Annotated in this window: 9 protein-coding genes and 1 rRNA gene; 3 read left to right on the top strand and 7 right to left on the bottom strand. The window is 63.4% G+C overall.

The annotated features are described in order from the left end of the window. Positions 1–4: 4 nt before the first annotated feature. Genes GYB81_RS11000 through GYB81_RS10990 form a run of 3 tightly spaced genes read right to left on the bottom strand, consistent with a single transcriptional unit; the run spans position 5 to position 2,668 of the window. On the bottom strand, positions 5–595 hold the full coding sequence (locus GYB81_RS11000) for a DUF6160 family protein (RefSeq protein WP_161867492.1): 591 nt from the start codon (positions 593–595) through the stop codon (positions 5–7). After that, positions 582–1,637, bottom strand: a complete 1,056-nt coding sequence (locus GYB81_RS10995; RefSeq protein WP_178101902.1) for a hypothetical protein — start codon at positions 1,635–1,637, stop codon at positions 582–584. Before GYB81_RS10995 ends, GYB81_RS11000 begins: the two co-directional genes overlap by 14 nt. Positions 1,638–1,639: 2 nt before the next feature. Further along, positions 1,640–2,668 (bottom strand): DUF6160 family protein, encoded by a 1,029-nt coding sequence (locus tag GYB81_RS10990; protein ID WP_161867491.1) that lies wholly within the window; start codon positions 2,666–2,668, stop codon positions 1,640–1,642. Positions 2,669–2,965: 297 nt separating this feature from the next. Here GYB81_RS10990 and mksB point away from each other — a divergent pair, with 297 nt between their 5' ends. The 3 genes from mksB (at position 2,966) to mksF (ending at position 7,812) form a co-directional block, all read left to right on the top strand. Further along, the gene (mksB, locus tag GYB81_RS10985; protein ID WP_115290849.1) at positions 2,966–4,207 is read left to right on the top strand and encodes an Mks condensin complex protein MksB; all 1,242 of its coding nucleotides are present in this window, start codon (positions 2,966–2,968) and stop codon (positions 4,205–4,207) included. An 84-nt stretch (positions 4,208–4,291) separates the two neighbouring features. After that, positions 4,292–4,984, top strand: a complete 693-nt coding sequence (mksE, locus tag GYB81_RS10980) for an Mks condensin complex protein MksE (RefSeq protein WP_148117509.1) — start codon at positions 4,292–4,294, stop codon at positions 4,982–4,984. Beyond that, positions 4,981–7,812 (top strand): Mks condensin complex protein MksF, encoded by a 2,832-nt coding sequence (gene mksF, locus GYB81_RS10975; protein ID WP_161867490.1) that lies wholly within the window; start codon positions 4,981–4,983, stop codon positions 7,810–7,812. Before mksE ends, mksF begins: the two co-directional genes overlap by 4 nt. Before the next feature lie 125 nt (positions 7,813–7,937). Here the strand turns inward: mksF and GYB81_RS10970 are convergent, their stop codons facing one another. The 4 genes from GYB81_RS10970 to rrf form a co-directional block, all read right to left on the bottom strand. Next, positions 7,938–10,241 carry a PqiB family protein gene (locus GYB81_RS10970; RefSeq protein WP_161867489.1) on the bottom strand — a complete coding sequence of 768 codons (2,304 nt, stop codon included), beginning with the start codon at positions 10,239–10,241 and terminating at the stop codon, positions 7,938–7,940. Beyond that, a complete protein-coding gene (locus GYB81_RS10965) occupies positions 10,234–10,851 on the bottom strand; it encodes a paraquat-inducible protein A (protein ID WP_161867488.1) in 618 nt (205 codons plus the stop codon). Before GYB81_RS10965 ends, GYB81_RS10970 begins: the two co-directional genes overlap by 8 nt. After that, positions 10,838–11,497: a paraquat-inducible protein A gene (locus tag GYB81_RS10960; protein ID WP_161867487.1), complete on the bottom strand. Its 660-nt coding sequence runs from the start codon at positions 11,495–11,497 to the stop codon at positions 10,838–10,840. The genes GYB81_RS10965 and GYB81_RS10960 overlap by 14 nt, the downstream gene beginning before the upstream one ends. 194 nt (positions 11,498–11,691) lie before the next feature. Then, positions 11,692–11,776: ribosomal RNA gene (gene rrf, locus GYB81_RS25200) — 5S ribosomal RNA — on the bottom strand; the annotation flags it as partial.

Genomic DNA, 11,776 nt, shown 5'->3' with positions numbered 1-11,776 from the left:
CTCCTCAGTTCGCGGGAAACACCAGGACGCTGCCCTGCATGCGGATGGCGCCGTCGATCCTGGCCGAGAAGATATTGGTCTGCTGATAGTTCGGATCACCGCCATTGGCGGCGCTTAGCGCCTTGTTCTTCCAGCCGCCCTGGCTGGCCACCCCGAAGGCGAAATTGCCATCCTTGAAGCGAATCTCGTTGGGCAGCCCCAGCGCCAGCACCTCGCGCTCACCACTGGCGCTGGTGAGCGTGCGAGTATCCAGGGTCAGGCCTTCGAAACTGAAGATGCCCTTGAGGTTGTCCAGCACGTACCAGCCGGAGTTGGCGCCGGAGCGCACGGCAACACGCATGCCGCAGCTTTCCGGACTGGCCGCACCGGCCAGGGCGCAGCTACGCTGGTTGGCTGTCCACTGCGCCGGATCGTTGGTGATGGGCGTGTCCCAGAGCACACCACCGTCCTTGTTGATGCTGAACTCGCCGGACAGATAGACCCCGCCCTGCCCGCTCATCTCGCTGAGAGCACTGTCGTCCAGCGCCTGCATTTCCGCCAGGGCCAGCGCCGGCAACAGCGATAGCAGAGCTCCAGCCGTTCTAGCGCAGGTCATAGCTGCTCACCTTCAGGTAGTTGAAGCTCAGTCCGGAAATCTCGTTGCGACCGAAGTTGTAGCCGCCGGTGGGAATGGCGGTCGGGCTGCTGCGCGTTCCCCCGACCGTCAGGTTCTCGAACACCAGATTGGTACGCGGCGCGTTGGCATAGAAATCACTGGCCAGGGCCTGGCGCTGCGCCGCCGTGGTGCCGCCCGCCGTTGGATTCTGCAGCTCCAGGACGAACTGACCGTCGGCGCTGGAGCGCAGGCGCAGCGGCTGCGACTTGCCATAGCCCAGGGCGATATTGGCGTAGCCGTTGGTGATGTAGAGGGTGCGCGCGCCGCGCTGGGCGGCGGTTTCTCCTGCGGTATTGCAGTTGGCTTGGGCGCAGGACATCACTTCCAGGGTCTTGGCGAAGATGTTGATGCGCGCCTCGCCGACCAGCTCGCCGTTGCCGTTCTGCCCGGGGTCGCCCCACAGGCGCAGGTAGGAGCCGTCCATCACCAGCTGGTGGAAGTCCAGCGCCAGCATCTCGGTACGCCCGGCTGCCACCTGGAAATCGAAGCGCACGCCCAGGTCGGCGCGCCCGCTGGCGGAAGTCGAGCAATTGGAGCCTGCCGCCGCATAACCATCGACGCAGGGATTGCCACCAGCGACCAGCCGCTCGGGAAACTTGAACGACAGTACGGTGATGTTGTTCGGGGTGGTCTGTACCCACTGCCCGTCGTCGCGCAGGGTGCGCAGTTCCTCGCCCTTGGCCAGTTCCAGCTCGAAGGGATGATCGAGGCTGCCGATGGTCACCGGACTCAGGTTGCTGCCCTTGTTGCTGCCGGCAGCGCCGAGGTAGAGGTTCTTCACGGAGATCGGCACGTTGCGCCCCTGGCCGTCGGTGATGTCGTTGATCACGATCTGCGCGCCGGAACCATCGAGCATTACCTGATCGAGCACGAAACCCAGGCCTGCCCCCTGCACATCGGACAGCTCGGCATCGCTCAGGGGCTCCATGGCCCCGGCCATGGTGGCCGGCAGTGCGGCCGCCAGCAGCAGGTAGCGGCTCATGTTCAGCACCCCGCGGTAGCCGTGCCGAGGCAGGTGTCCTGCCGAGGAATGCCGTTGAACGCCTGGTTGAAGTCGATATTGATCGGCGAAACCAGGTTGCCGTTGGCGTCACGGTATTTGGGCAGGTTCAGGAAAGCCCCCTGCAGCGCGGTGACGAAGGCGTTGCTGTCCATGTCGCGCCAGGCAACGTCCTGGGTCTGCAGAGAGATGAAGAACCCCTTGGCCGCGTTCTGCATGTTCGACATGTCGCTGGTATTGCCCACCGGCAGCGACTGGAACTGGGACAGGTTGAAACAGGTCTGGATCCCCAGAATGCTGCAGTTGTTGGAGGCAAAGGCGCCCAGCAACGCATCGGTCCAGCCGCCTGCGCATCCGGACGTGCAGTTCAGTCCGTCACCGTTCTTGATACCGGACATGGTGCCCCGCACCGGGTCCGCCGCCCCGCCGGAGCTGACCAATGTTGCATCGGCTTCGACAATGCTGCTGCGGTACACACCCGCCAGGAACAAGGCACTCTGCTGCAGGAAATTCGACTTGTCGTAGATAGCATCGCCGGTGCCCTTGATGTGCACGGGGATGTTGCCGGTCAGGCTCTGAATGTCGCCAGAAAGCACGCCCTTCGCCTCACCGAAACCGATACGTACCCCAACCACACGATTGCCGTCATAGGCCAGTTCCAGAAAGGGGTTGCTGATCTTGAAGGGGCTGATGCTGTCGTTGGCGCCCACGGTACCCAGCGCAAAGTTGTTGATGATAATGTCGGAGGAGCCTGCCACCTCGCCGGCCCGGTTGTACTGGCCCAGCTGCAACTTCTTGATATTCAGCTGGGTATCGACGTTCACGCCGAAATTGACGCGGGTGTAGTTGATGCCGGCGTTATTGTCGGTGGTCAGGTTGATGAATGCCTGCCCGGTGATATCCGACAGTTCCCCGTCCTCCAGTTCGACCATCCTGGCCTGGACCGGGCCGCTCAAGGCCGCGGCGCATACCAATGCCAGAGCATGTTTGGCGAAGCGGAAGGACTGGCGCATGGCGAAACCCCTGTTCTTATAGTGACGTCGAGCACTCCGGCTCGAATCCTTATGGCAACTATAGGGAGATCAGCGCCAGAACGGCCCGACCCATAGTCGAGAAAGCGCCACTACCGCGCCGCCAGCACGCTCATCGAAGCGAGACGGGTGTTACCAGCCGCAACAACTGCGTAACACCGCTCCTCGTCTTGCCACCTCGCCTATCGGCTTACCTGCCTCTGATCGACTGGGACTCAAAACAGGCATCCAGCTTGCAGTACAATCTCCTCTTTTAACCTGCCTGGACCCGGCGCCTCGATGATCGATCCCAAGCGCGTTTTGCGCGCCCTCGCCGAACACTGGACGTTGCTCGAACCGCTCTGCGAGCGTTTCGACGCCGGCACCCTGAGCCTGGTGGAGCTGCGCAGCCAGCTCGCCACGCAGTTGCCCGACGCCACGCCCAGCGACACCACCGCCCTGCTCGATACCTGGATCCGCCTGGACATCCTGGTGCCGGTGGCCAAGAGCCCCAACCGCTTCGAGCTCAACGCGCAGATCCACGACTTTCTCGCCTACCTGCGCCGTGAGCACCGCCTCGGCCTGTGCCTGGAGATCGAAGCCTACCTGCGCCATCTGGAGCGCCTGGCCGGCTATATCCAGGACGCCTTCGAGGTGCGCGACGCCAACGACCTGGCGCGCCAGCTGCGCCTGCTCGATATGCGCGTGCGCGACGTGCTGAAGAAGCTGGCCAACGACGAACAGGCGCTGGTCGGCGTGGCCGACCGGGCCAAGACCAGCGATCGGCAGATCCCCCTGCGCCAGCGCTACGCCGAGGTGCTGGCCACCTGGGACGAGTACGTCGAGCCGATGATCCAGCTGGTCGCTGCCGACGGCGCCTTCGAGCAGGGCGTGCGCCGGGTCGAACAGGTGCTGCTGCGCCTGCTCGGCGACCAGCAGCGCCTCGGCCAACTGGTCGACGACGACCTGCTGCTGCGCACCCACGCGCGCATCCTGGAGATGCAAACCACCGCCCAGTTGACCCTGCGCAAGGCTCGCGAGCTGCTGCTGCCGCTGCGCGAGGAAGCCCGCCGGCACAACGCCGTGACCCGTGGCGCGGCACTGGCGCTGTCGGTGATCCGCAAGAAGGGCATCGACGCCGTGCCGCAAGCGGCGATGCCCTTGTTCACCCGGCCGCAGAGCAACTTCCTCGGCTCAGCCAGCCAGGTCGAGGCCTACGTCTACGCTCTGGCGCGCTTCGAAGCCAAGCCGGCGCACTTCCCCAAGGCCAGCGGCAGCCGCAAGGGCGGCGCGCCCAAGGCGCCGAAGACCGCGCGGGAAATGATCGAACGCTGCGAGCAGGCCCTGCCGCTGCCGGATTTGATGACCTGGTTGCTGGAACAGGAGCCCGAAGGCGCCACCGACGAGCTGCTCTACTGGTTCTCGCGCCTGTCGCGCGAGTCGCGCTTCCAGCGTGAACGCCTGGAGCGCCGCCAGTACCTGACCCGCGACCATGAGGTCAGCCTCGCCTCCTTTGCCCTGGTAGGCCAGCCCAATGGCTGAGCTGCCCGTAGGGTGCGCTGTGCGCACCGCAACCGACGACCTGGTGCGCACAGCGCACCCTACGACTGCCCGTGAGCATTGCGTATGAACATCGATCTGAAAGAAATGACCCAGCTCGCGGCCGCCTTCCGCGATCTGTTCAAGGGCTACCACATCTCCCGTAGCGAGCCGGAGTGCTACGCCCAGCTGTCCAGCATGCAGGACCAGTACCGCGCGCTGTTCCGCGCCCTCGGCTTCGAGCTGGTGTGCGACCCGCGCGGTTTCTACTACTTCGTCCCCGAGCAGGTCGCCCCGCAGGTGAACAAGACCGCCCAGCGCCTGGCGCTGTTCACCTTCATCCTGGTCGAGCATTTGGCCGACCAGGGCCGCGACCCGCTCTCCGTGCTCGACGGCGGCAGCATCGGCCGTGACGAGCTGCCGGCGCTGCTGGAGAAGTACCGCGACCTGTTCCTTCAGGCCGAGGTGACCACCTTCGAGGAGCTGGAGGACAAGATCATCCGCCGCCTGGTACAGCTCGGCTTCGCCGAGGACAGCAACGGCGTGTACCGCTTCCTGCCGCCGATGCACCGTTTCCTCGACGTCTGCCTGTCGGTGCAGCATGACCGCGACCTGGCCGCCAGCCTGCACAGTAGCGATCTGCCGCTACCGGCGCCGGTGCTGCTGGACGATGACGGCGATGCCGATCCGGTCGCAGCCGTGGACATTGACGAATCCGAGGAAGACGCCCTGGCCCGCGCCATGGCTGAAGAACGCGCCGCACAGGAGATGGACGCATGAGCCAGGAACGCTACGGCATCCGCCGCTTCGCCCTGCTGAACACCGCCGGCTACAGCCTCGGCCTGTTCCCGCTGGAAAACCCGCTGTCGGTCTATGGCGCCAACAACCTGGGCAAGTCCGCCTCGATCAACGCCCTGCAGTTCCCCATCCTGGCACGCATGTCGGACATGAGCTTCGGCAAGTACAGCCTGGAGGCCTCGCGCAAGTTCTACTTCGCCAGCGACACCAGCTACATCCTCGTCGAGGTCGCCCTGCCCCATGGCCCGCACGTGATCGGCGTGGCCGGTCGCGGCCCGGGTGGCGGCTTCGGCCACCAGTTCTTCGCCTACGCCGGCGAGCTGGACCTGGAGCACTACCAGCAGAACGGCACCTGCCTGCGCCAGCGCGAACTGTTCAAGAACCTTGGCCAGGCCGGCATCACCGCCTACGAACTCAAGCCCGACGAACTGCGTCGCCTGCTGGTCGGCGGCCACACCAGCATCCCGCTGGACCTGACCCTGATCCCGCTGCGTTCGACCAGCGAACAGAGTCTGAAGACCTTCCGCGCGCTGTTCATCAACCTGCTGCACATGCGCGAGATCACCGCGGCCAAGCTCAAGCAGCTATTCCTCGATGCCTTCGAGCACAGCCTGCGCTCGGGCAGCGTCGATTATATCGCCGCCACCGAGGAAGCATTCCGCGACGTGCGCCGCATGGAGCAGGACTACCAGGCGCTGGTCACCGCCGGCCCCTTGATCGAGGCACTGGCCTCGGGCGTGGCCCAGCGCGAAGTGCTGCGCGGCAAGCTACACCGTCTCTCGCCGCTGCTCGACAACCTGCTGGGCACCTGGCACGACTATGCCGATGCGCGCAAGGAAGAGCTGGTGATCCAGGCCGAGCATTACCGCAACGAGCAGGACGGCCTGCAGAACGAGCAGCGCGGCGGCACGGCCGAACTGATGCGCCTGGAGCGGGAAATCAGTGAAATCCAGCGCTGGCTGGGCGAGCTTTCCGTGCTGAAGAACCGCTTCGCCCTGGTGGAGAATGCCAAGGTGCTGGAAGAGCAACTGCTCGCCGCCAAGGACGCCCACGACGAACTGGCCGGCGCCCTGGCGCAGTCGCGCCAGTTCTCCAGTGAAGACCTGGACGAGCGCCTGCGCGACTTGGAAAAACGCCTCAAGTCGGTCAAGCAGCAGCTCGACCACGCCGACAACAACAGCTACTCGCGCCTGCGCGAGGAGTTCAGCCAGCAGGACGTCGACCGTCTGATGCGCCTGTTCAACGGCCAGTTGTTCAGCCTGCCGCTGGGCGAGAAAGGCATCCAGGCCGAGGGCGACGACTGGGTCAAGGCGGTCGAAGCGGTACTGGATCGCTTCAAGGGCGATACTTTCGCCGTGCCGGGCCTGTCCATCGACCTCAGCCATATCGAGCCCCCGGCGCTGCAGGCACTGGCCGACCGCGCCGCCCTGCGTGACCAGAAGGATCGCCTGGAGCGCGAGCTCAAGCAGCTCAAGACCCAGCAGTCGGTGGCCGCCGACCGCGCCGCCAGCAAGGCCCAGGCCGAAACGCTGTACCAGGCCGTGCTGGATGCGCAGAAAGCTCTCGAAGACTTCCGCAAGAGCCAGACCCTGGCCGCCGAGGAGCCCCAGAAACTCGAACGCCTGGCCGAGCTGGAAGGCGCCCAGGACGAACTCAAGCGCGCCAGCGATGCCTTCGCCGAGCGCGTACAGCAACTCTCCGCCAAGCTACAACTGGTCAGCCGCCAACTGGCCGATCTGGAAGCCAAGGAGCGCACCCTGGAAGACGCCCTGCGTCGTCGCCAGCTGCTGCCGGCTGACCTGCCCTTCGGCACGCCGTTCATGGATCCGGTGGACGACTCGCTGGACAACCTGTTGCCACTGCTCAACGACTACCAGGACACCTGGCAGGCGCTGCAGCGTATCGACGGCCAGATCGAGGCGTTGTACGCCCAGGTACGCCTGAAAGGCGTGGCCAAGTTCGACAGCGAGGACGACGTCGAGCGCCGCCTGCAACTCTTGGTCAACGCCTACGCCCACCGCCAGGACGAAGCCCTCACCCTGGCCAAGGCACGCCGTGCGGCAGTCACCGACATTGCCCGGACTCTACGCAATATCCGCAGCGACTACGACAACCTTGAGCATCAGCTGGCCCTGTTCAACCGCGAGATCAACAAGCGCCAGGTCTCCAACCTGCAAAGCTTCCGCATCGTCCTGGCGCCGAACAAGGAAGCCCTGCGTCATATTGACCAGATCATCCACAGCGCCGGCCAGTACGAGGAAGGCGAAACCCTGTCGGTGTTCGACCTGTCGCAGTCGGCCGAGCAGGACGCCAAGAACGAAGAGGCCAAGGACTACCTGTCACGCCTGGTGGCGGCCAATGGCAACCAGCTGGGCCTGAAGGACCTGTTCGAGCTGGCCTTCGAGATCACCAAGGTGCACGGCCAGCCGGTGATTCACACCGATATCGATGGTGCGGCCTCCAACGGCACCACCATGACCATCAAGGCGCTGACCAACATGTACCTGTTGCTGCACCTGATGGACCGCGAGCAGGCCGGGCGCGTGCGCCTGCCCTACTACCTCGACGAGGCGGCAGACATCGACGAACGCAACCAGCAGGCGCTGATCGAAACCAGCCTGCAGCTCGGTTTCGTGCCCATCCTGGCTTCGGTCAAGCCGCAGGTCTCGGCCCACGTGGCCATCGACCTGGAAGGCGGCAGCGGCCCCAATGGCATCTACATCGACGAGGCGGACTGGAAGTTCATCAAGCCACGCGAAAGTGCCAAAGTCGAGGTGCCGAAGCAGCAAGAGACCGCTGAAACGGCCTAACACCATCGCGGCTAAAGCCGCTCCTACGGTCAATCTTGTGTAGGAGCGGCTTCAGCCGCGAGCTTTTATAACCGCAAATATGAAAGGGGCCGCTCACTGCGGCCCCTTTTGTTTTCATGATCGTCTTACTGCTCCAGCACGATCTTCGGCGCCCACTGCATCCAGGCTTCCTGCGGCTCTTCGAACAGCGCAAAGGTCTGCCCCGGCTGGGCTGGGCCGCCCATCTCCGGATTGTTCGGCGTGGCGAAGGCGATGCCGCCTTCGAGCAATGCCTCCAGTGACTCGGTGCGCACCTTCACGCCCTTGAACAGCCCGGCATCCACGCCGATGCCGCTGGCATTCCAGAAACGGCTGCCCGAACGCACCAGCGGCGCATAGCGCGGTTCGATCAGCACATGGACAAGCACCCGATCCGAGGTTGGCCCCAGTTCGAAATCCACCACCTTGCCCACCGGTACCTCACGATAGCTGACGATCACGCCCGGTTTGATCGAACCGCGTCGCGGTGCGCTCAGCACCAGTCGTAAGCCTTCCTCGCGCACCGCCTGATTCGGCGCACTGGCCAGGGCGACGAACTCGGTACGGCGCGTGCCTTTGTGCGCCGACAGCTGCACCTCCAGATACTGACCGCTGACCAGCGTGCCGAGATTCGCGGCACGGGTCAGGCTCAACTCCGGCTTCACTACCCAGAACTGCGTCCCCTCACGGGCGATCTGCTCGGCCGCCTGGGTGATGCGCACATTCAGGATCACCGCCTGCAGGTCATCGGTCAGGCTCAGGTTCTCCACCTTGCCGACCTCCAGGCCCTTGTAGCGCACCAGAGTACCGGGCTGCAGGCCATCGCCGTCAGCGACGCGGATGCTGATCTGCTGCCCCAGCTGCAAGGCGCTTTCGCGGTCCGCATGCAGGGCGAAGCGCTGCACCTGGCGGTTCGACCTGACGGCCTGTAGATCCGGCGTCTCGAAGGCGATTCCGCCAGCCAGTAAGGTCTGCAGTGACTCGCTCTTGACCTCGACACCGGACAATCCCCCCTTGAGGGTGATGCCGCTGGCATTCCAGAACCGCGTAGAGGTATTCACCAGATGCACGTAGTCCGGCTCGATATGCACCCCCAGTACGACCTGGCTGTTGTCGCGGCCAAGCTGGTAACTCTGTACCGAGCCCACCTTGATCTGGCGATAGAGCACCGGGCTGCCAACTTCGATGGATCCCAGCTGTTCGGTAAACAGCACCAGATGCAGGCCGGGCGCCCCGAGGTCCAAGGGCGGAGCCTTGCTGCGTGCGACGAAGTTGCGCGCTGGCGGCTTGCCTTTCTCGCCCGGACGCACAGCGATGTAGTTCCCCTTGACCAAGGCTTCGAGGCCGGTGATACCGGCCAGGGAAATGGATGGCTTGACCACCCAGAACTCCGACCCTTCGACCAGATACTCCTCGGCGAGCGGATTGATGGTCAGCTCGGCGGTGGCGCTGTTGAGGTCACGGTCCACCTTCATGGTTTTCAGCGAACCGACCTGGATACCCTTGTACATCACTGGCGTGCGGCCTTCCTGCAGGCCCTCGAAATCGGTCAGCGTTACCACGACCTTGATGCCTGCCTGGGCCTCGTCGTAGTCCTCGTACAGACGGAACGGCAGCGCAGGGTCAGTGGGCGGGCTGTCCTTGCGGTGCTCGGGGGTCGCGAAGGCAATGCCACCGGCAACGATGCTGGCCAACGACTCGCTGCGCAGCTTGAAGCCGGAGAAGTCGGCGTCGACACTGATACCGCTGGCATTCCAGAAACGCGTATGTTTGCGCACCAGGTTGGCGTAGGCGGGCTCGATGAACACCTTCACCTCGACAGTGCTCTGGTCCTCTCCCAAGGTGTAGCTCTTCACCCGTCCAACCTGGATCTGTCGATAGAACACCGGGCTATCGCGGTTGAGCGAACCAAGCCGCTCTGCTTTCAGCGTGAGATGCAGGCCAGGCACGTCATCGCCCATCGGTGGCTCATGAGCCAACGCGGTAAAACTCTTGCTCGGCTCGCCATCGCCCGGGCTGAAGGTGATGTAGTTGCCTGAGACCAGCGTCTCCAGACCACTGATCCCTGCAAGACTGACATTGGGCTTGACCAGCCAGAAACGTGTACCGCTGCGCAGGTACTGTTCGAGCTCCTGGTTCACCTCCAGCCTGGCTACGACGCCTCGGTTCTTCTCGCTATCGTCGAGACTGATGGCGGTAACCTTGCCCACCGCCATGCCCTTGTACATCAGCTCGGTCTTGCCGGCCTGGATGCCCTCGCCGCTGGCGAAGATCAGTTCGACCTGAATGCCGGCGTCACTGTACGCGCGCCAGGCCAGCCAACCGCCGATCAGCAGGGCAATCAGAGGCAGAACCCAAATGGCCGACCAGTTAGAAGCGGGACGCGTCTTGGCCAGGGGAAGGTCAGTCATGATCGGTTTCCGTGTTGTCCCAGATAAGGCGAGGGTCGAAAGTCAGCGCCGCCAGCATGGTCAGGATCACCACACTGGCAAAGGCCGCGGCGCCCGCTCCAGCCTCGATACTGGCCAGGCTGCCGAAATTCACCAGCGCCACCAGAATCGCGATGACGAAGATGTCGAGCATCGACCAGCGGCCGATCCACTCGATGAAGCGATACATGAGAATACGCTGGCGAGCGGACATCGGCTGATGCCGCTGCACCGAATACAGCAATAGAGCGATACCCACCAGCTTGAACGTGGGCACCAGAATACTGGCGATGAACACCACCGCCGCAATCGGCAGCATACCGAGGTGAACGAGCTCCACTACACCGCCCATGATGGTCGCTGGCGCCCCCTTGCCCAAACTGTTGACCGTCATGATCGGCAGCAGGTTGGCCGGGATATAGAGAATCGCCGACGTCAGCAACAAGGCCCAGGTACGCACGAGGCTATTGGGGCGACGTGCATGTATTTGGCCGCCACAGCGACTGCAGTACTGATGCCTGACTCCCTCTTCGACCGGATTGAGCTGGTGGCACTCATGGCAGACCAGCAGCCCTGCATCAATCGCCCGCATGGATGTCCTCCCCGGACAGCGCTTCCCAGATCTGATGCGGCGACATGGTCACCTCTAGCCACACCTGCACCAGAAGCAATGCGATGAAGCAGAACAACCCCAGGCCCAGGCTCAGATCGGCCAGGTCCATCAACTTCACCATGGCCACCAGAATGCCCATCAGATAGACCTCGAGCATCCCCCACTCACGCATATGGTGATAGATCCGGTAGAACAACAGGCCGTAGCTTCGCCCGAAATCGAGACGGATGCTTAACAGGACCAGCAACTGACAAAGCAGCTTGAGCAGCGGCACGGCCATACTGCAAAGGAATACCACCACGGCGATACCCTGCATGCCGCTCTCATAAAGGCCCAGCACGCCACTCCAGACGGTGTCCTGCGAGGTTTGGCCCAACAGATTGAGCTGCATTATCGGCAGGAAGTTAGCCGGTATATAGAGCAGCAGAGCCGTCAGCACCAGAGCCAGACTGCGCCGTACCACATGATGGCGGTGGCTGAACAACTCATAACCACAGCGCGGACACTCGGCACTTTCGCCATCCTGCAGCGTCGGCTTGCGCATCAATAGATCGCACTCATGACAGGCGACCAATTGCTCAATCGGCAAGACAGGCAAGGAAGATTCGGGCGGCGAGTCAGACATGAAAGTCCCCAGCAGAATTCGCGCATTCTACCCGAGCAGAACCAAACGCCGACATATCGTAGGTTGCGTCCTGCGCACGGCTGTTCGCGCCTCATTGGCAGTGCAGGCAGTGCAGCCGGCCCTACCCGTAAACTTTTCTGCTGCGCAAAGAAGAAACCCCAGACCGCGGTTGCGATCTGGGGTTTCGTATAGGAGCTTGACGATGACCTACTCTCACATGGTGAAGCACCACACTACCATCGGCGATGCGTCGTTTCACTACTGAGTTCGGGATGGGAT

It is taken from the genome of Pseudomonas yangonensis (assembly GCF_009932725.1).
GTDB lineage: Bacteria > Pseudomonadota > Gammaproteobacteria > Pseudomonadales > Pseudomonadaceae > Aquipseudomonas > Aquipseudomonas yangonensis.
The sequence above is the reverse complement of the archived record's forward strand: the minus strand, read 5'-3'. Positions and strand labels throughout refer to the sequence as shown.